The sequence below is a fragment of the Cedecea lapagei genome, from assembly GCF_900635955.1.
GTDB lineage: Bacteria > Pseudomonadota > Gammaproteobacteria > Enterobacterales > Enterobacteriaceae > Cedecea > Cedecea lapagei.
The window spans coordinates 1,305,259-1,325,436 of the sequence record NZ_LR134201.1; the positions used below are offsets into that span (position 1 = coordinate 1,305,259).

The 20,178-nt window shown below is 54.8% G+C and carries 18 protein-coding genes; 14 read left to right on the forward strand and 4 right to left on the reverse strand.

What is annotated here, in order from left to right; translation table 11 throughout:
• The first annotated feature begins 60 nt into the window (after nt 1–60).
• From EL098_RS06455 to EL098_RS06465, 3 genes are read left to right on the forward strand one after another with little or no spacing between them, the layout of a single operon-like run.
• Complete coding sequence (locus tag EL098_RS06455; protein ID WP_126355495.1) at nt 61–1,452, forward strand: PTS ascorbate transporter subunit IIC; 1,392 nt, start codon at nt 61–63, stop codon at nt 1,450–1,452.
• On the forward strand, nt 1,452–2,285 hold the full coding sequence (locus EL098_RS06460; protein WP_126355496.1) for a transketolase: 834 nt from the start codon (nt 1,452–1,454) through the stop codon (nt 2,283–2,285). The genes EL098_RS06455 and EL098_RS06460 overlap by 1 nt, the downstream gene beginning before the upstream one ends.
• On the forward strand, nt 2,278–3,231 hold the full coding sequence (locus EL098_RS06465) for a transketolase family protein (RefSeq protein WP_126355497.1): 954 nt from the start codon (nt 2,278–2,280) through the stop codon (nt 3,229–3,231). The genes EL098_RS06460 and EL098_RS06465 overlap by 8 nt, the downstream gene beginning before the upstream one ends.
• Nucleotides 3,232–3,287: 56 nt before the next feature.
• Here EL098_RS06465 and pta read toward each other — a convergent pair whose 3' ends face one another.
• Together pta and ackA are read right to left on the reverse strand one after the other, a co-directional pair.
• A complete protein-coding gene (gene pta / locus EL098_RS06470; RefSeq protein WP_126355498.1) occupies nt 3,288–5,429 on the reverse strand; it encodes a phosphate acetyltransferase in 2,142 nt (713 codons plus the stop codon).
• An 85-nt stretch (nt 5,430–5,514) separates the two neighbouring features.
• Nucleotides 5,515–6,717, reverse strand: a complete 1,203-nt coding sequence (gene ackA, locus EL098_RS06475) for an acetate kinase (RefSeq protein WP_126355499.1) — start codon at nt 6,715–6,717, stop codon at nt 5,515–5,517.
• Between the two features lie 78 nt (nt 6,718–6,795).
• Here ackA and EL098_RS23155 point away from each other — a divergent pair, with 78 nt between their 5' ends.
• From EL098_RS23155 to EL098_RS06495, 5 genes are all read left to right on the forward strand, one after another.
• Nucleotides 6,796–6,951 carry a hypothetical protein gene (locus EL098_RS23155; protein ID WP_164716787.1) on the forward strand — a complete coding sequence of 52 codons (156 nt, stop codon included), beginning with the start codon at nt 6,796–6,798 and terminating at the stop codon, nt 6,949–6,951.
• Between the two features lie 103 nt (nt 6,952–7,054).
• Complete coding sequence (gene yfbV, locus EL098_RS06480; protein WP_126355500.1) at nt 7,055–7,510, forward strand: terminus macrodomain insulation protein YfbV; 456 nt, start codon at nt 7,055–7,057, stop codon at nt 7,508–7,510.
• A 95-nt stretch (nt 7,511–7,605) separates the two neighbouring features.
• Nucleotides 7,606–8,100 carry a YfbU family protein gene (locus EL098_RS06485; protein ID WP_126355501.1) on the forward strand — a complete coding sequence of 165 codons (495 nt, stop codon included), beginning with the start codon at nt 7,606–7,608 and terminating at the stop codon, nt 8,098–8,100.
• Nucleotides 8,078–8,773: a sugar phosphatase gene (locus EL098_RS06490; RefSeq protein ID WP_269462196.1), complete on the forward strand. Its 696-nt coding sequence runs from the start codon at nt 8,078–8,080 to the stop codon at nt 8,771–8,773. The genes EL098_RS06485 and EL098_RS06490 overlap by 23 nt, the downstream gene beginning before the upstream one ends.
• A 91-nt stretch (nt 8,774–8,864) precedes the next feature.
• Nucleotides 8,865–10,697, forward strand: a complete 1,833-nt coding sequence (locus EL098_RS06495; protein ID WP_126355503.1) for an SLC13 family permease — start codon at nt 8,865–8,867, stop codon at nt 10,695–10,697.
• 37 nt (nt 10,698–10,734) lie between these two features.
• Here EL098_RS06495 and yfbR read toward each other — a convergent pair whose 3' ends face one another.
• Both yfbR and alaA read right to left on the reverse strand, forming a co-directional pair.
• Nucleotides 10,735–11,334, reverse strand: a complete 600-nt coding sequence (yfbR, locus tag EL098_RS06500) for a 5'-deoxynucleotidase (protein ID WP_126355504.1) — start codon at nt 11,332–11,334, stop codon at nt 10,735–10,737.
• A 76-nt stretch (nt 11,335–11,410) separates the two neighbouring features.
• Nucleotides 11,411–12,625 carry an alanine transaminase AlaA gene (alaA, locus tag EL098_RS06505; RefSeq protein WP_126355505.1) on the reverse strand — a complete coding sequence of 405 codons (1,215 nt, stop codon included), beginning with the start codon at nt 12,623–12,625 and terminating at the stop codon, nt 11,411–11,413.
• Nucleotides 12,626–13,627: 1,002 nt separating this feature from the next.
• Here alaA and lrhA point away from each other — a divergent pair.
• The 6 genes from lrhA to nuoF all read left to right on the forward strand — a co-directional run bounded on the left by lrhA (nt 13,628) and on the right by nuoF (nt 20,075).
• Nucleotides 13,628–14,563, forward strand: a complete 936-nt coding sequence (gene lrhA / locus EL098_RS06510) for a transcriptional regulator LrhA (protein WP_126355506.1) — start codon at nt 13,628–13,630, stop codon at nt 14,561–14,563.
• Nucleotides 14,564–15,194: 631 nt separating this feature from the next.
• On the forward strand, nt 15,195–15,641 hold the full coding sequence (nuoA, locus tag EL098_RS06515; RefSeq protein WP_061274959.1) for an NADH-quinone oxidoreductase subunit NuoA: 447 nt from the start codon (nt 15,195–15,197) through the stop codon (nt 15,639–15,641).
• A gap of 15 nt (nt 15,642–15,656) precedes the next feature.
• Nucleotides 15,657–16,331 carry an NADH-quinone oxidoreductase subunit NuoB gene (gene nuoB / locus EL098_RS06520; RefSeq protein ID WP_008459774.1) on the forward strand — a complete coding sequence of 225 codons (675 nt, stop codon included), beginning with the start codon at nt 15,657–15,659 and terminating at the stop codon, nt 16,329–16,331.
• An 86-nt stretch (nt 16,332–16,417) separates the two neighbouring features.
• Complete coding sequence (gene nuoC, locus EL098_RS06525) at nt 16,418–18,229, forward strand: NADH-quinone oxidoreductase subunit C/D (protein ID WP_126355507.1); 1,812 nt, start codon at nt 16,418–16,420, stop codon at nt 18,227–18,229.
• Nucleotides 18,230–18,231: 2 nt separating this feature from the next.
• Nucleotides 18,232–18,732 (forward strand): NADH-quinone oxidoreductase subunit NuoE, encoded by a 501-nt coding sequence (nuoE, locus tag EL098_RS06530; RefSeq protein WP_008459776.1) that lies wholly within the window; start codon nt 18,232–18,234, stop codon nt 18,730–18,732.
• Nucleotides 18,729–20,075 (forward strand): NADH-quinone oxidoreductase subunit NuoF, encoded by a 1,347-nt coding sequence (gene nuoF, locus EL098_RS06535; RefSeq protein WP_045783300.1) that lies wholly within the window; start codon nt 18,729–18,731, stop codon nt 20,073–20,075. Before nuoE ends, nuoF begins: the two co-directional genes overlap by 4 nt.
• The last annotated feature ends 103 nt before the right edge of the window (nt 20,076–20,178 follow it).

Genomic DNA, 20,178 nt, shown 5'->3' on the forward strand with positions numbered 1-20,178 from the left:
AATTGCAGGCAGTCAACGCGGCCTGCATTCGAAGTATGACGGATATAAGCGGAGGCGGATATGTTTATCCTTGGCACGCTGAATTTTATTGTTGATATTCTAAAGGTCCCGGCTATTCTCGTCGGGCTGATAGCCTTAATTGGTCTGGTTGCGCAAAAGAAGTCATTTTCTGATGTGGTAAAAGGATCAATTAAAACCGTTCTGGGCTTTATTGTTCTGGGCGGCGGCGCCACCGTATTAGTGGGCTCTTTAAATCCACTGGGCGGTATGTTTGAACATGCATTTAATATCCAGGGCATTATTCCTAACAATGAGGCGATCGTTTCTATCGCGCTGGAAAAATACGGAGCATCCACGGCGCTAATCATGGCCTTTGGGATGGTGGCGAACATTATTGTGGCTCGCTTTACCCGCCTGAAGTACATCTTCCTGACCGGCCACCATACGTTCTACATGGCGTGCATGATCAGCGTCATCCTGACGGTGGCGGGCTTTGAAGGCGTGGCGCTGGTATTTACCGGCTCGCTGATCCTTGGCCTGATCATGGCGTTCTTCCCGGCCATTGCCCAGCGCTATATGCGTCGCATTACGGGCACCGATGATATCGGCTTTGGCCACTTCGGTACGCTGGGCTACGTTCTGTCCGGCTGGATCGGCAGTAAATTTGGTAAAGGCTCACGCTCTACGGAAGAGATGAACCTGCCGAAGAATCTGAGCTTCCTGCGCGACAGCTCAATCTCCATCTCTCTGACCATGATCGTCATCTATATGATCCTGGCGATTTGCGCGGGCCAGATCTATGTAGAGGAGAAGCTTAGCGGCGGTCAGAACTTCCTGGTTTACTCCATTATTCAGGCGATTACCTTTGCTGCAGGCGTGTTTATCATCCTGCAGGGTGTGCGTCTGATTCTGGCGGAAATCGTCCCGGCGTTTACCGGCTTTTCTGAGAAACTGGTGCCAAACGCTCGTCCTGCGCTGGACTGCCCGGTGGTTTACCCTTACGCGCCAAATGCGGTGCTGATTGGCTTCCTGTTCAGCTTCCTCGGCGGTCTCGCCGGGCTGTTCCTGCTGGGGCAGATGAAACTGGTGCTGATTTTGCCTGGCGTTGTCCCTCACTTCTTTACCGGTGCCACTGCCGGTGTGTTTGGTAACGCTACCGGCGGTCGCCGCGGCGCCATGGCGGGCGCTTTTGCCAACGGCCTGCTTATCACCTTCCTGCCAGTCCTGCTGCTGCCGGTCCTTGGGGCGCTTGGCTTCGCCAACACCACTTTCTCCGACGCTGACTTTGGCGTGGTGGGCATTATCCTGGGCAACCTCGCTCGCTTCCTGTCTCCTGCGGCCATTACCGCGTTGGTGGTAGCGCTGTTTGCGATGCTGGTCGGGTTTAACTATCTGGGCAAAGGAAAAGGCACTCCTGCCGTACACACTGAAGACAATACGGGAGCAAAATAATGAATGAGCTGGCAGACGTCACGCGGTTTGCGCGTGATATCCGGGTGGAGACGCTGAAAGCGCTCACCCAGCTGGGGTTCGGCCACTACGGCGGCAGCATGTCGGTGGTGGAAACGCTGGCGGTGCTGTATGGCGAGGTGATGAATATCGATCCGGGCGACCCTGACTGGGCTGAGCGTGACTACTTTGTGCTGTCGAAAGGACACGCTGGCCCAGCGCTATACAGCACGCTGGCGCTGAAAGGATATTTCCCGGTCGAGCAGTTGGCCACGCTAAACCAGAACGGCACCAGCCTGCCTAGCCACCCCGATCGCCTGAAAACCCGCGGCGTGGACGCCACCACCGGTTCACTGGGGCAGGGGATTTCGATTGCCGCCGGTATGGCGCTCTCCCACAAGCTGGCGCAGCGCCGCAACCGGGTATTCAGCATCGTCGGCGACGGCGAGCTGAACGAGGGGCAGTGCTGGGAGGCTTTCCAGTTTATTGCGCATCATCGCCTTAATAATTTGACGGTGTTTGTCGACTGGAACAAGCAGCAGCTGGACGGTGAGCTGGATGAAATTATCTGTGCATTCGATCTGGAAGAGAAGTTTAGCGCTTTCGGGTTTGACGTGGTGAAGGTGAAAGGCGATGACATTGCCGGTCTGCTGGCGGCGGTGAAGCCCGTGCGCAGCGGCGAACAGCGTCCTCTGGTGGTGATCCTCGATAGCGTTAAAGGGCAGGGCGTGCCGTATCTTGAGCAACTGGGTAACTCCCACCATCTCCGCCTGACGGAGCAGTCAAAACAGGTGCTGGAACAGGCCATAGCGCAGCTGGAGGCGGAACATGATTAAGGTAAGCCAGAGCGGCGGCCAGGACGCCGTCGAAATGCGTAAAGTCTACGCCGGGTTTATTCAGCAGCAGATTAGCGCAGATAGCGGCATTATTGCGCTGGAAGCCGACCTGATGAGTTCGATGGCGATGGACGGCGTGCAGCGAGATAACCCGCAGCACGTGATCAACTGCGGCATCATGGAAGCCAACGTGATTGGCGTGGCGGCGGGCCTGTCGTTGACCGGGCGTAAGCCGTTTGTTCATACCTTTACCGCCTTCGCCAGCCGCCGCTGCTTTGACCAGCTGTTTATGTCGCTGGATTACCAGCGGAATAACGTCAAGGTTATCGCTTCTGACGCAGGGGTCACGGCCTGCCATAACGGCGGCACCCATATGTCGTTCGAAGATATGGGCATTGTGCGTGGGCTGGCGCACTCCATCGTGCTGGAGGTGACGGACGCGGTGATGTTTAAAGACATCCTGCGTCAGCTGATTGAGCTGGAAGGGTTCTATTGGGTTCGCACTATCCGCAAGCAGGCGGCCACCGTTTATGAGGAGGGCTCGACCTTCACCATCGGCAAAGGCAATGTGCTGCGCGAAGGGACGGACATCACGCTGATAGCCAACGGGATTATGGTTGCAGAAGCGCTGAAAGCGGCTCAGCAGCTGGAGCAGGAGGGCGTCAGCGCGGCGGTAATCGACATGTTTACCCTTAAGCCTATCGACCGCATGCTGGTGAAGAATTACGCCGAGAAAACCGGGCGTATCGTCACCTGTGAAAACCACAGCATTCACAACGGGCTGGGGTCAGCGGTGGCGGAGGTGCTGGTGGAAACCTGCCCGGTGCCGATGCGCAGAGTTGGCGTGAAGGAGCGTTACGGCCAGGTCGGGACGCAGGACTTCCTGCAGCAGGAATATGGCCTGACGGCGGCAGAGATCGTGAAGGCGGCTAAGGAGCTGCTGTAGCGGTTGAAGCAATAAAAAAGGCAGCCAGTTGGCTGCCTTTTCCGATCCCAGCTTGCTTACGCCTGCTGAGCCGACTGAATCGCGGTCAGAGCGATGGTGTAGACGATATCGTCCACCAGCGCGCCACGGGACAGGTCGTTAACCGGCTTGCGCATACCCTGCAGCATTGGCCCGATGGAGATCAGGTCTGCAGAACGCTGTACCGCTTTATAGGTGGTGTTACCGGTGTTCAGGTCTGGGAAGATGAACACGGTCGCACGGCCCGCAACAGGAGAGTTTGGTGCCTTAGACTTAGCAACGTCGGCCATTACCGCAGCGTCATACTGCAGCGGACCGTCGATGACCAGGTCAGGGCGTTTTTCCTGAGCGATACGGGTAGCTTCACGCACTTTCTCAACGTCGCTACCTGCGCCGGAATTACCGGTTGAGTAGGAGAGCATGGCAACGCGCGGGTCGATACCGAAAGCGGCGGCGGAGTCAGCGGACTGAATCGCGATCTCTGCCAGCTGCTCTGCGGTTGGATCCGGGTTGATTGCGCAGTCGCCGTAAACATAAACCTGTTCAGGCAGCAGCATGAAGAACACGGAAGAGACCAGAGAGCTGCCCGGTGCCGTTTTGATCAGCTGCAGCGGTGGACGAATGGTGTTCGCGGTGGTGTGAACGGCGCCGGAAACCAGGCCGTCAACTTCGTCCTGCTCGAGCATCAGGGTGCCCAGCACGACGTTGTCTTCCAGCTGTTCGCGGGCAACCGCTTCGGTCATGCCTTTGCTCTTACGCAGCTCAACCAGACGGGCAACGTAGCTTTCGCGAACCACTTCTGGATCGACGATTTCGATGCCTGCGCCCAGCTCAACGCCCTGCGCCGCAGCAACACGGGTGATTTCATCCGGGTTACCCAGCAGCACACAGGTCGCGATACCGCGTTCAGCACAGATAGCTGCAGCTTTAACGGTACGCGGTTCGTCACCTTCCGGCAGCACAACGCGTTTACCGGCTTTACGAGCCAGTTCGGTCAGCTGGTAACGGAACGCTGGAGGAGAGAGACGACGGCTGCGCTCGGAGGTCGCGGTCAGGGATTCGATCCAGTTAGCATCGATGTGGCTTGCCACATACTCCTGCACTTTTTCAATACGCTGATGGTCGTCGGTTGGGACTTCAAGGTTGAAGCTCTGCAGGCTCAGAGAGGTCTGCCAGGTATTGGTGTCAACCATGAACAGCGGCAGACCGGTAGCGAAAGCACGCTCGCACAGCTTGCTGATGCGCGGGTCCATTTCGTAGCCGCCGGTCAGCAGGATAGCGCCGATTTCTACGCCATTCATTGCGGCCAGGCAGGCGGCAACCAGCACGTCCGGGCGGTCTGCAGAGGTGACCAGCAGAGAACCTGGGCGGAAGTGTTCCAGCATGTGCGGGATGCTGCGCGCGCAGAAGGTCACGGATTTCACGCGGCGGGTATGGATGTCACCTTCGTTTACGATGGTCGCATTCAGGTGGCGAGCCATATCGATTGCGCGGGTAGCAATCAGTTCGAAGCTCCACGGCACGCAGCCCAGCACCGGCAGCGGGCTGTCGGCAAACAGCTGCTTAGGATCGATGTTAGCGATGCTCGCTTTGCTGGAGTCGTCGAAGATCTCGGACAGGTCCGGACGGGTGCGACCCTGCTCATCAACCGGGGCGTTCAGTTTGTTAATGATAACGCCGGTGATGTTGGTGTTTTTGCTGCCGCCGAAGCTGCTGCGGGTCAGTTCGATGCGCTCTTTCAGCTGCTCCGGAGAGTCGTTGCCCAGAGACATCACGAAGACGATTTCCGCATTCAGGGTTTTGGCAATCTCGTAGTTCAGCGCCTGAGCAAACTGGTGTTTGCGCGTCGGTACCAGGCCTTCAACCAGCACCACTTCAGCATCTTTGCTGGTCGCATGGTAGTTGGCGATGATCTCTTCCATCAGCACGTCCTGCTGGTTGCTGGACAGCAGGGACTCAACGTGGCCCATGTTCAGCGGCTCGGCGGCCGGGATGGTGGAGTTCGCGCGGATGATGCTGGTGGTCTGGTCTGGCGTATCGCCGCCGGTACGCGGCTGGGCGATAGGTTTGAAGACGCTCAGGCGAACGCCTTTTTGTTCCATAGCACGGATAACGCCAAGGCTTACGCTGGTAAGGCCGACGCTGGTTCCGGTAGGGATCAGCATAATAGTACGGGACACGGTATAACCTCTTTCGTTTTCGCGAGCAGGAGCGCTCGCTCGACTCAGAAAACAACACCGCCAGCTAAGGCTGGCGGTGAGGGAATCAGGCGGTCAGGCGGGATGCATCCTGAGCGATGACCAGCTCTTCGTTGGTGGTGATAACCACCGCCGGGCGGGTGCCTTCCTTGTTGATGAAGCCAGATTTGCCGAAGCGGGCAGCCAGGTTGCGCTCGTGATCAACGTCAAAGCCCAGCACGCCCAGTTTGCCCAGCGACAGTTCACGAACCATCGCGGCGTTCTCACCGATACCGCCGGTGAAGACCACTGCGTCCAGACGGCCGTCCATCAGTGCGGTGTAGGAGCCGATGTATTTCGCCAGGCGATGGCAGTAGACGTCCATTGCACGTTTAGCGTCTTCTTTTGTCGCGTAGTTGTCTTCAACGTAGCGGCAGTCGCTGGTCACTTCGGTCAGACCCAGCAGGCCAGACTCTTTGGTCAGCATTTTGTTGATCTCTTCCACGCTCATGCCCAGGGCATCGTGCAGGTGGAAGATGATAGCCGGGTCGATGTCGCCGGAGCGGGTACCCATCACCAGGCCTTCCAGCGGGGTCAGACCCATGGAGGTATCAACGCATTTGCCGTTACGGATAGCAGAAACGGAACCGCCGTTGCCCAGGTGGCAGGTGATGATGTTCAGCTCATCAACCGGCTTGTTCAGCATTTTTGCGGCTTCCTGAGTCACATAGAAGTGGCTGGTGCCGTGTGCGCCGTAGCGACGAACGCCGTGCTCTTTGTACAGTTTGTACGGCAGAGCATAGAGGAAAGACTCTTCCGGCATGGTCTGATGGAACGCGGTGTCGAACACAGCAACGTTTTTATCAGCCAGCGCAGGGAAGGATTTCAGGGCTTCAGCGATACCGATCAGGTGGGCCGGGTTATGCAGCGGTGCAAAAGAGGCAGAATCTTTGATACCCTGAATCACGGAATCATCGATAACCACGGAGCTGGTGTATTTTTCACCGCCGTGTACGATACGGTGACCGATTGCGGTCAGCTGAGCAGACAATTCTGGTTTTTCTGCCAGAATCTTATTAACGATGAAGTTAAGAGCTTCGCTGTGAGCGGCACCTGCACCCAGAGCCGCTTCTTGTTTAGCGCCGTCCAGCTTCCATTTGATGCGGGCTTCAGGAAGGTGGAAACACTCTGCTAAACCAGAAAGGTACTCTTCACCGTTTACAGCATCGATAATTGCGAATTTCAGTGATGAGCTACCGCAGTTCAGAACCAGTACTAGCTTACTCGACATGGAAGTACCTATTTTTGATACGTGGCTAAAAAAACGTCAGTGAGTCTATCAGCGTAGCGCATGATGACGCGGACATTTATGATTAACGTCATGCCAAAAGCGTTTTTCGGCATGGCGAAGAAAATTACTCAGAGTTTATGCCATATTCCCGAAGCTGCAGGTCACGGCGATGTAAAAGAATGTTTGACAGCGTGTGGTTTCCCCACTACGGCCATCAAGGCCGGCACAGGGTAGCAGATAGAGGCTCGTAAAGACAAAATTTTTTGAACGATGTCATTTAGAGTTGCTGAGTTATAAAATTATTTTATTTTTTATATGTAGAGTTGAGGTATGAGCCATGTCGACACCCCAGAATAGCCATGTTAGCTGGTTTAGCTTGTTCGGCCGTGGGCAACACTACTCGAAGACCTGGCCGCTGGATAAGCGCCTGGCGCCGGTGTTTATTGAAAACCGTACGATCCGCGCTACCCGCTACGCCATTCGTTTTATGCCGCCGCTGGCGGTGTTTACGCTGAGCTGGCAAATCGCGCTAGGCGGCCAGCTTGGTCCTGCGGTGGCGACGGCGCTCTTTGCCTGTAGCCTGCCGATGCAGGGGCTGTGGTGGCTCGGAAAACGTTCGGTCACGCCGCTGCCGCCGTCAACCCTACAGTGGTTCTATGACGTTCGCATGAAACTTCAGGAGGCTGGCCAGGCGCTGGCGCCGGTTGAAGGCAAGCCGGATTACCAGGCGCTGGCGGACGTGCTGAAGCGCGCCTTCAAACAGCTGGATAAAACTTTCCTGGATGATTTGTAATTACCCTACGGTTGCGCATATAAAGGAAGGCACACTTTCTTACAGGTTATTCCCGTCATAACCTGTATCTTTCCATGCACCAAAGGAGTCAGGAAATGGAAATGACTAACGCGCAACGTCTGATTTTATCTAACCAATACAAGATGATGACGATGATGGACCCGGATAATGCCGAGCGCTATCGTCGTCTGCAAACCATCATCGAACGCGGCTATGGCCTGCAAATGCGCGAGCTGGATCGCGAGTTTGGCGAGCTGAAAGAAGAAACCTGCCGCGTTGTTATCGACATCATGGAGATGTATCACGCGCTGCATGTCTCCTGGACCAACCTGAAAGAGAGTCAGGACATCGACGAACGTCGCGTCACCTTTATGGGCTTTGACGCCGCCACCGAAGCCCGCTTCCTGGGCTATGTTCGCTTTATGGTGAATATTGAAGGTCGTTATACCCATTTTGACGCCGGCACCCACGGCTTTAACGCCCAAACCCCGATGTGGGAAAAATACCAACGAATGCTGAAGGTGTGGCATGCCTGCCCGCGTCAGTATCACTTAAGCGCCAACGAGATTGCGCAGATTATTAACGCCTGAGGAGAGACGCGTAGTGAAGTGTAAAGGTTTCTTGTTTGATTTGGATGGTACGCTGGTTGACTCCCTCCCTGCCGTAGAACGTGCGTGGGTAAACTGGGCAAAACGTTTTAATATTTCCCCGGAAGAGGTATTGGGCTTCATTCATGGCAAGCAGGCTATTACCTCACTGCGCCACTTCATGGCCGGTGCCTCCGAGGAAGAGATCCAGCAGGAGTTCCTCCGCCTGGAGAAGCTTGAATCTGAAGATACCGACGGTATCGTGGCTCTGCCGGGGGCTGCGGCACTGCTTGCTCATCTGAATGAAGCCGGTATTCCCTGGGCCATCGTCACTTCAGGTTCCGTGCCTGTGGCGTCGGCTCGACGTCGTGCCGGCGGGTTACCTGAGCCGGAAGTGTTCGTTACGGCTGAGCGAGTAGCGCGGGGTAAACCTGAACCTGATGCCTATCTGCTCGGCGCCCGGCTGCTTGGGCTGGAGCCGGAAGAGTGTGTGGTTGTTGAAGATGCCCCGGCCGGCGTGCTTTCCGGACTCGCTGCGGGCTGCCACGTGATTGCGGTTAATGCCCCGGCGGAGACACCACGGCTCGAGCACGTGGATTACGTCCTCACCTCCCTGACAGAGCTGCTGGTCCAGAAATTACCGGACGGCACGGTCGAAGTGTTAAGAAAACACTAATCCCATGATTTAACCCCGCATTTGCGGGGTTTTTTTATGGCATTCTCGTCTACATTCAATTCACCACTTTTCAGCCAGTCAGGGACTCGTTTTGAATTCGGAACTCATTTGGGTGTTGTCGTTGCTGGGGGTTGCCGTCCTGCTGTTCGCCACAGGAAAGATGCGTATGGACGCGGTGGCCCTGTTGGTGATTGTGGCTTTTGTCCTCAGCGGTACGTTAAGCCTGAGCGAGGCCTTTTCCGGGTTTAGCGACCCGAACGTTATCCTGATTGCCGCGCTGTTCATTATTGGCGACGGGCTGGTACGTACCGGCGTAGCCACCAAAATGGGGAGCTGGCTGGTGGACGTTGCGGGCAGCAGCGAAACCAAAATGCTGATTCTGCTGATGGTGACGGTAGCCGGGCTGGGCGCATTTATGAGCTCAACCGGCGTGGTGGCCATTTTTATTCCGGTGGTTATCAGCGTCTCAATGCGCATGAAAATCCCCCCCTCCAGACTGATGATGCCGCTCAGCTTTGCCGGGCTGATCAGCGGCATGATGACCCTCGTTGCTACACCGCCCAATCTGGTCATCAACAGTGAGCTGCTGCGCGAGGGGCTGGCGGGCTTCCAGTTCTTTAGCGTAACGCCGATTGGCCTGGCGGTGCTGGTGCTTGGCATCCTTTATATGCTGGTGGCTCGCTGTGCGCTTAAAGGGCAGGGTGAAGAGGCGGGTAAAGAGAGCTGGAAGCGCCGTTCTTTCCGCGATCTGATCAAAGAGTACCGCCTGACCGGGCGGGCGCGTCGGTTGGCTATTCGTCCCGGTTCGCCGATGGTCGGCCACCGGCTGGATGATTTGAAGCTGCGTGAGCGCTATGGTGCTAACGTCATCGGCCTTGAGCGCTGGCGCCGCTTCCGGCGTGTGATTGTCAACGTGACAGGGGGAACGGAATTCCGGGCGCGGGATGTCTTGCTGATTGATATGTCAGCCTCTGAGGTTGATTTACGTGAGTTTTGCGGCGAACAAATGCTGGAGCCTATGGTGCTGCGCGGCGAGTATTTCTCGGATCAGGCGCTCGATGTGGGCATGGCGGAAGTTTCGCTGCTGCCTGAGTCAGAGCTCACCGGGCAGACCATCAGAGAGATGGCCTTCCGAACCCGATACGGCCTTAACGTAGTCGGTTTACGGCGAGCGGGTGAAGCAATGGAAGGGCTGCTGGTCGATGAGCCCGTTCAGCTGGGCGATATTATGCTGGTGGTCGGCGACTGGAAGCTGATTAACCAGCTCTCACAGCAGAACCGCGACTTTCTTGTACTCAATCTCCCGGTGGAGGAACGAGACGCCTCGCCGGCCCATAGCCAGGCACCACATGCGATCTTCTGCCTGGCGCTGATGGTCGCGCTGATGCTGACTGACGAAATTCCTAATCCGATTGCCGCGATTATTGCCTGCCTGCTGATGGGCAAGTTCCGCTGTATTGATATGGAAAGCGCCTATAAGGCGATTCACTGGCCGAGCATTATCCTGATTGTCGGGATGATGCCTTTTGCTCTGGCGCTGCAGAAAACCGGCGGGGTGGATTTAATCGTTCAGGGGCTGATGGAGTTCGGCGGCGGGTACGGGCCTTACATCATGCTGGTTTGCCTGTTTGTGATGTGTGCGGCTATCGGACTTTTTATCTCCAATACCGCAACGGCAGTACTGATGGCACCGATAGCGCTGGCCGCCGCCAAATCGATGGGCGTTTCGCCTTATCCTTTTGCGATGATAGTGGCGATGGCGGCCTCAGCGGCGTTTATGACCCCGGTATCGTCGCCGGTGAACACGCTGGTGCTGGGGCCGGGTAACTACAAGTTTAGCGACTTCGTGAAGCTCGGCGTGCCGTTTACTATCATTGTGATGATCGTGAGCGTTGTGATGGTGCCGATGCTGTTCCCGTTCTGATAGCTCCCCTCGCCCCGAAAGGGGGAGGGGGAAGCCTTTAAAGCGGCGAATCCTGGCTGATTTCATCCAGCGAGAGCTGGAAGCTTGGCACAAAGACCTGCATAAAATAGTCCATCTCCGGGCTTTGCCGCTCGGCCAGGGTTTTCTCCAGGCGACTTTTAGCCAGCAGGAACTCGTTATTGCCTGCCGACAGCTCTTCCAGGCATTTAAGGTAAGCGCAAAGCGCATCCGCCTGCTTCACCAGCGCTTTTTCTTCTTCGCTGCAGCGGTGCTCATCAATCAGCGGCGCCCAGATATCGCGCAGCTCTTCCGGCACCATCTCAATCAGCTTCTGCTGAGCAATCTTTTCAATGGCTTTGTATTCATGCGCGATTTGCGAGTTGAAGTATTTTACCGGCGTGGGCAAATCCCCGGTCAGCACTTCGCTGGCATCGTGGTACAGCGCCAGAAGCGCAATCCTTTCAGCGTTAACGTTACTGTTAAACTTGCGATTCTTGATGGCGGCCAGCGCGTGGGCAACCATGGCGACCTGCAGACTGTGTTCGGACACATTTTCGGTGCGGACGTTGCGCATCAGCGGCCAGCGGTTAATCAGTTTCAGACGGGAGAGGTGGGCAAAGAAATGGCTCTGACTCATAACGTTCTCGCGGTGACAACTCGGTGAGATCATTGTGAGGGGAGAAGGGGGACATTGCAAATGCCCCCCGACAGGCTTACTGATGGTAGTGGCCGAGGAAACGTCCAAGTTTGGCAATCGACATTTCTAAGTCATCAACGCGCGGCAGCGTCACGATGCGCACGTGATCCGGCCACGGCCAGTTAAAGGCTGTGCCCTGAACCAGCAGGACTTTCTCCTGCAGCAGGAAGTCCAGCACCATCTTCTGGTCGTCATGGATATTAAAGCGCTTAGCGTCAATTTTCGGGAACATGTAGAGTGCGCCGCGTGGCTTGACGCAGGAGACGCCGGGGATCTCGTTGATCAACTCCCAGGCGCGGTTGCGCTGTTCGTACAGGCGACCGCCGGGCACGATAAACTCGCTGATGCTTTGGTAGCCACCCAGCGCGGTCTGAATCGCATGCTGGGCCGGAACGTTGGCGCACAGACGCATCGACGCCAGCATTTCCAGTCCTTCAATGTAGCCTTTTGCGTGCTTCTTCGGCCCGTTGAGCACCATCCAGCCCTGACGGAAACCGGCCACGCGGTAGGTTTTTGACAGACCATTAAAGGTAATCGTCAGCAGGTCTGGTGCCAGCGCCGCAATCGAGTGGTGCTCGGCGTCGTCATAAAGAATTTTGTCGTAAATCTCATCGGCGAAAATAATGAGGTTATGCTGGCGAGCGATTTCGACAATCTCAAGCAGCAACTCTTTAGAATAGACTGCGCCGGTAGGATTGTTCGGGTTGATTATCACGATGCCACGCGTGCGCGGCGTGATTTTTGCGCGGATATCGTCGAGGTCCGGGAACCAGTCGGACTCTTCATCGCAAAGATAGTGAACCGCTTTGCCGCTGGAGAGCGAGACAGCGGCAGTCCAGAGCGGGTAGTCTGGCGCTGGAACCAGCATTTCGTCGCCGCTATTCAGCAGGGCCTGCATTGACTGGACGATGAGTTCAGAAACGCCGTTACCTATATAGATGTCTTCGACGGTCACATCCCGCATTCCACGTGCCTGATAGTGCTGCATAATGGCCTTGCGGGCAGAAAACAGCCCTTTGGAGTCGCAGTATCCCTGGGCGGTTGGAAGATTGCGGATCACATCAACAAGGATTTCATCCGGCGCTTCAAAACCAAACGGCGCGGGGTTTCCAATGTTGAGCTTAAGCACTTTATTGCCTTCTTCTTCGAGGCGTTTTGCCTCTTTCAGAACCGGGCCGCGGATGTCATAACAGACATTATCAAGTTTGCTGGATTTTTCGATGGGGGACATGAAGCTTCGACCTTAGTTGTTAATGTCGCATCCTGCCGTGGAAGCGCACCGTCACAATGTACTCCTGCTGCAGCGAGATTTGAAGGTTGAGGCCTGAAGAAATGCAATTTATCTTTACAGCACAATGTATAAGCTGCGGCGCTTTTTATAAAAATCAGATAAACAAAATAACCTTTAATTTTTATTAAGTTAGTTTAATTGTCTGTCTTGCTCTTTTGGATTGATGTTATCCACTGTCTCTGGCGTCCTGGTGAGTGAGAGGTGCTACTGAAGGTGGCGGAGGCAGCAAAACATAAGAAAAAATTAATATTTCGGCCAGAACCATTACTTGATTAATGACCAGGTAGTTAAAGAGATGTATATCAAAAGTCCGGCTAATGTAATAGTTAAATACCGCTGCAATTATTAAGTGTCTTTTATTATAGCTTGCGAGCGACTTCAAAAAACGTTGCGAATAATCAACCCGGGTGAAGCAGCAAAAAAGAGAATAAGATCAGATAATTCGTAATAAGTGTTATAAAACATACTGTTTTAAGGTAAGATAGACTACGAAAAATGGTAGGTTTTTGATGCCAATGAGCGATTCAGCGCCATGTTTTAGTCGGTGCTGTTAAATATTACTATTATTATTCAACTGGTTGTATGGTTAGGCCGGTTTATGCCTTTCGTTGCGTTTCAACCCGTTAAATAATCATATAAAAGCTTATTAATTGTTGTTTCCTGACGCTGATTTACAGTATTACCCGGCGTCAAAATACCAGACTGGTACGATGAGTCGGGAAGTTGTCTCCGATCCTGACTTGAATAAATATCCCATTGGGTCATGTTTCAGATAATTGCCTCATGCCCGGGAATACAAAAATAACAAACAGAAGCGCCGCTAACGTATGACGGCCAACACTGCCGAAGACATTCGGTAAATGGAATTGCTTTATCTCTTTGATAAATCATAGCAATACAACCAGGGCAGACTCGAAAGAGCAACCTATTAGTGAATACATTATGATTAACGCAAATCGTCCGATACTGAACCTCGACCTCGATCTGCTGAGGACATTCGTTGCGGTCGCCGATCTCAATACCTTCGCCGCCGCTGCGGCCGCGGTATGCCGCACTCAATCCGCTGTCAGCCAACAGATGCAGCGCCTTGAGCAATTAGTCGGGAAAGAGCTTTTTGCACGACATGGCCGCAATAAACTGCTGACTGAACACGGAATTCAGCTGCTGGGTTACGCGCGTAAAATTCTTCGCTTCAACGATGAAGCCTGCTCCTCGCTGATGTTTAACAACCTGCAGGGATCGTTAACCCTTGGCGCATCCGACGAAACGGCGGACACCATTCTGCCGTTCCTGTTAAACCGCATCAGCTCTGTCTATCCGAAGCTGGCGCTGGATGTCCGGGTAAAGCGCAACCCGTTCATGATCGAAATGCTTAATCAGCATGAGGTCGATCTGGTGGTGACAACCTCTAACCCTTCTAACTTCGATTCTGTTGTGCTGCGAACCTCGCCAACGCTCTGGTACTGTGCCGCCGATTATGTGTTCCAGAGCGGAGAAGCGCTGCCGCTGGTGATGCTGGACGATCCCAGCCCGTACCGCGATATGATGTTAGAGCAGCTTGATGCCAGCCAGACGCCGTGGCGTATATCGTATGTTGCCTCGACGCTCGCGGCCGTGCGTGCGGCAGTAAAGGCTGGGCTGGGCGTGACGGCACGGCCGGTAGAAATGATGAGCCCGGAGCTTCGTGTCCTGGGGGCTTCAGAAGGGCTACCGGCTTTACCTGAAACCCGCTATCTGCTCTGCAGGAATCCGGAAAGCGGCAATGAGCTGGCTCAGGCGATTTTCAGCGCCCTGGTCACGCCGTCGAACCCTTACCGCTTTGCGGCAGTGGGAAGCGAAGGCGGCGATACGCTGCTGGTGGAAGGGGATTTTGAGTAACCCTTCGGCGTTTAGTTGGTAACAAAATATTAAATGTAAGAAATGGGCCATTGGTGATTTTTTTTAAGCCAATGGCCCATTTTTTATACCTAATTTTAGCCAGGGTATACCTCGTTTTATCTTTTAAAATAAAATCAATGACTTATTAGCGCCCCTCTTTTTGCGCACTTTATGTACAAAAAGTTCGCGCAGCGGCACGCTAATGTTAAAAAACGAATAACAATGTTGCTTCTTTTTGAAGTTGATTAACAAAAGCGTGTCTCAGATCAAGAAAATACTCCCTCTTGGGGGGAGGAATAGTTGAGATTTCCTGCCAAAATATAGGGGCTGTTTATTTTTTCACACGGAACGGACACGATTCACCCTTATCAAAATCTGGTCTTTATGCGGGTGTTGATGAGTTTTAACGCATTAAATGTTAATGAATTGCTGTCGGTGTAAATTAATGTGTGGATACTTTTGTTAAAGTTGACAAAAGGTTATAGAAAGGAGTAAAAAACCCCATCAATTGGCTGCCTAAGCATGATTTCCGGTAGTTATTGTACGGTTGATTGTTCCTCCCCATGAATCGATGTGGTGTTCATCTGCCAGCAAGAGCAGAGACTTTGGCGCCACTTTTGATGAGTAAGCAATGAGTATGTCAACATCCACTGAAGTTATCGCTCATCACTGGGCGTTCGCTGTCTTTCTTATCGTCGCCGTTGGCCTGTGCTGTCTGATGCTTGTCGGGGGCTGGTTCCTTGGCGGAAGAGCTAAGGCGCGGCACAAAAATACCCCCTTCGAGTCAGGTATCGACTCCGTTGGCACGGCACGTCTACGTCTCTCCGCCAAGTTTTACCTGGTCGCCATGTTCTTCGTTATCTTTGACGTGGAAGCCTTGTATCTCTATGCGTGGTCAACTTCTATCCGCGAAAGCGGCTGGATTGGCTTCGTCGAGGCCGCAATTTTCATTTTAGTGCTACTGGCTGGTCTGGTTTATCTGGTGCGCATTGGTGCGCTGGATTGGACTCCTGCGCGTTCGCGCCGTGAGAAAATCAACCCGGAAACAGACAGTCTCACTAACCGTCATACGCAGTAACAGCGAGGCTATAAGATGGACTATACGCTCACCCGCATAGACCCCAACGGTGAGAATGACCGTTATCCCCTGCAGAAGCAGGAGATCGTAACCGATCCCCTCGAACAAGAGATTAACCGCAGCGTTTACATGGGCAAGCTTGAGCATGCCATGCACGATGTGGTGAACTGGGGTCGTAAAAACTCAATCTGGCCATACAACTTTGGCCTTTCCTGCTGCTACGTAGAGATGGTGACGTCGTTTACGGCTGTGCATGACGTGGCGCGTTTCGGTGCAGAAGTTTTACGTGCCTCTCCTCGTCAGGCTGACCTGATGGTGGTGGCCGGTACCTGCTTCACCAAAATGGCTCCGGTAATCCAGCGCCTTTACGATCAGATGCTGGAGCCTAAATGGGTGATTTCCATGGGTGCCTGCGCTAACTCCGGCGGCATGTACGACATTTACTCTGTCGTTCAGGGCGTCGATAAGTTCATCCCGGTTGATGTTTACATTCCTGGCTGCCCACCGCGCCCGGAAGCGTATATGCAGGCGCTGATGCTGCTGCAGGAGTCGATTGGTAAAGAGCGTCGCCCGCTGTCGTGGGTCGTTGGCGATCAGGGCGTTTACCGCGCCAACATGCAGTCCGAGCGTGAGCGTAAGCGCGGCGAACGCATCGCGGTAACCAATCTGCGGACGCCGGACGAGATTTAATTAGCGCCTGCGCTCGGTGAACGTCTTTGTATATCAATAATATAAAAACAAAGGCACTGAACGCAGTCACCACAGAACCATTTGCAATGGTGAGAACTATGACCGATTTAACCGCGCAAGACGCCGCTATGCCAGCCTGGCAGACAAGGGATCACCTGGATGATCCGGTCATTGGCGAATTGCGTAACCGTTTTGGGCCGGATGCCTTTACCGTTCAGCCAACCCGCACCGGGGTACCCGTAGTCTGGGTTAAGCGTGAACAGTTACTGGAAGTGGTCGATTTCCTCAAGAAATCACCAAAACCCTACGTTATGCTGTTTGACCTGCATGGCATGGATGAGCGTCTACGCACACACCGCAACGGTTTACCGGCTGCGGATTTTTCCGTTTTCTACCACCTGATGTCCATTGAACGCAATCGCGATATCATGCTCAAGGTGGCGTTGTCTGAAAACGATCTGAACCTGCCGACGCTGACCAAACTCTTCCCGAACGCTAACTGGTACGAGCGTGAAACCTGGGAGATGTTTGGCATCACCTTTAATGGCCACCCGCACCTGACGCGCATCATGATGCCGCCGACCTGGGAAGGCCACCCGCTGCGTAAAGACTACCCGGCGCGAGCCACCGAATTCGATCCGTTTATCCTGACTAAACAGAAAGAAGACCTGGAGATGGAAGCGCTGACCTTCAAGCCTGAAGAGTGGGGCATGAAGCGCAGCAGCGAGCATGAAGATTTCATGTTCCTGAACCTCGGGCCAAACCACCCTTCCGCACACGGTGCTTTCCGTATCATCCTGCAGCTGGACGGCGAAGAGATCGTCGACTGCGTGCCGGATATCGGCTACCACCACCGTGGCGCTGAGAAAATGGGCGAGCGTCAGTCCTGGCACAGCTACATTCCGTATACCGACCGTATCGAGTACCTCGGCGGCTGCGTCAACGAAATGCCTTACGTGCTGGCGGTAGAAAAGCTGGCCGGTATTGTGGTACCGGAACGCGTTGAAGTTATCCGCGTTATGCTCTCCGAGCTTTTCCGCATCAACAGCCACCTGCTGTATATCTCCACCTTTATTCAGGACGTCGGCGCCATGACCCCGGTGTTCTTCGCCTTTACCGATCGTCAGAAAATTTACGATCTGGTGGAAGCGATTACCGGTTTCCGTATGCACCCGGCCTGGTTCCGTATCGGCGGCGTTGCGCACGACCTGCCGAAGGGGTGGGAGCGTCTGCTGAAAGAGTTCCTCGAGTGGATGCCGAAGCGCCTGGACTCTTATGAGAAAGCCGCGCTGCGCAACACCATCCTGAAGGGCCGTTCTCAGGGCGTTGCTGCCTATACCGCAAAAGAAGCGCTGGAGTGGGGCACCACCGGTGCTGGCCTGCGCGCCACCGGTATCGACTTCGACGTGCGTAAGGCTCGTCCTTACTCTGGCTACCAGAACTTTGACTTTGAAGTGCCGGTAGGCGGTGGTATCAGCGACTGCTACACCCGCGTGATGCTGAAAGTTGAAGAGCTTCGCCAGAGCCTGCGCATCCTTGAGCAGTGCCTGAAAAATATGCCAGCCGGCCCGTTCAAAGCGGATCACCCGCTGACTACGCCGCCGCCGAAAGAGCGCACGCTGCAGCATATCGAAACCCTGATCACTCACTTCCTGCAGGTTTCGTGGGGCCCGGTGATGCCGGCCAACGAATCCTTCCAGATGATTGAGGCAACGAAAGGGATTAACAGTTACTACCTGACCAGTGACGCTAGCACCATGAGCTACCGTACCCGTATTCGCACCCCGAGCTTTGCGCACCTGCAGCAAATTCCGGCGGCGATCCGCGGCAGCCTGGTTTCTGACCTGATTGTCTATCTGGGTAGTATCGATTTTGTAATGTCTGATGTGGATCGCTAACTATGCACGATAACCAACAAAACCAGGCTGAGGCTTTTGAGCTGAGTGCGGCAGAGCGTGAGGCGATTGAGCACGAAAAACACCATTACGAAGATGCCCGTGCGGCCTCTATCGAAGCGCTGAAAATCGTTCAGAAACAGCGCGGCTGGGTGCCGGATGGCGCTATCTACGCTATCGCTGACGTGCTGGGGATCCCGGCAAGCGACGTAGAAGGCGTGGCCACGTTTTATAGCCAAATCTTCCGCCAGCCGGTAGGCCGCCACGTGATTCGCTACTGCGACAGCGTGGTTTGCCATATCACCGGCTACCAGGGCATTCAGTCGGCGATTGAAGCCAAACTGAACATCAAACCGGGCCAGACCACGTTTGATGGTCGCTTCACCCTGCTGCCAACCTGCTGCCTGGGTAACTGCGATAAGGGGCCGACCATGATGATTGATGAGGACACTCACAGCCATCTGACGCCGGAAGCTATCCCTGATTTGCTGGAGCAGTATAAATGAAGACGATTATTCGTACTGCCGAAACCCATCCGCTGACCTGGCGTCTGCGCGATGACAAACAGCCGGTCTGGCTCGACGAATACCGTAGCAAAAACGGCTATGAAGGTGCGCGTAAGGCGCTCACCGGCATGGCCCCGGATGAGATCGTTAACGCGGTAAAAGACGCTGGCCTGAAAGGGCGTGGCGGCGCGGGCTTCTCCACCGGTCTGAAGTGGAGCCTGATGCCGAAAGACGAGTCCATGAACATCCGTTACCTGCTGTGTAACGCCGATGAAATGGAGCCGGGCACCTATAAAGACCGTCTGCTGATGGAGCAGCTGCCGCACCTGTTGGTGGAAGGCATGCTGATCTCCGCCTTCGCGCTTAAAGCTTACCGCGGCTACATCTTCCTGCGTGGCGAATACATTGAAGCGGCCGTTCATCTGCGCCGCGCAATCGCTGAAGCCACCGAAGCGGGCCTGCTTGGTAAAAACATTCTGGGCTCCGGTTTTGACTTCGAGCTTATCGTGCACACCGGTGCAGGGCGTTATATCTGCGGTGAAGAAACCGCGCTGATCAACTCCCTGGAAGGCCGTCGTGCGAACCCTCGCTCCAAGCCACCGTTCCCGGCCTCAAGCGGCGTGTGGGGGAAACCGACCTGCGTCAACAACGTCGAAACCCTGTGTAACGTGCCTGCGATTCTGGCTAACGGCGTAGAGTGGTATCAGGGCATTGGCGGCGGCATGAGTAAAGATGCCGGTACCAAGCTGATGGGCTTCTCTGGCCGCGTGAAAAACCCTGGCGTCTGGGAGTTACCGTTCGGCACAACCGCACGTGAGATCCTGGAAGAGTACGCCGGCGGCATGCGTGATGGCCTGAAGTTTAAAGCCTGGCAGCCGGGCGGTGCGGGGACCGACTTCCTGACGGAAGCGCACCTCGACCTGCCGATGGAGTTTGAAAGTATTGGTAAAGCAGGCAGCCGTCTCGGTACGGCGCTGGCAATGGCGGTTGACCATGAAATCGGTATGGTGCCGCTGGTGCGTAACCTGGAAGAGTTCTTTGCCCGTGAATCCTGTGGCTGGTGTACACCTTGCCGCGATGGTCTGCCGTGGAGCGTAAAAATCCTGCGCGCGCTGGAGCGTGGCGAAGGGCAGCCGGGGGATATCGAAACCCTGGAGCAGCTTTGCCGCCACCTGGGACCGGGTAAAACCTTCTGTGCCCACGCGCCGGGTGCCGTAGAGCCATTGCAGAGTGCGATTAAATATTTCCGCGACGAATTCGAAGCAGGCATTGCCAAACAGGATTACGGAAATCTGCGTGCCATTAATGGTATTCAGCCGAACCTGTTAAAAACGCGCTGGTGATAGACAGCTTTTCACCCTCACCCTAACCCTCTCCCTGAGGGAGAGGGGATAGACCGATGATTTTCCCCCTCTCCTGGGGGAGAGGGTCGGGGTGAGGGCGAAG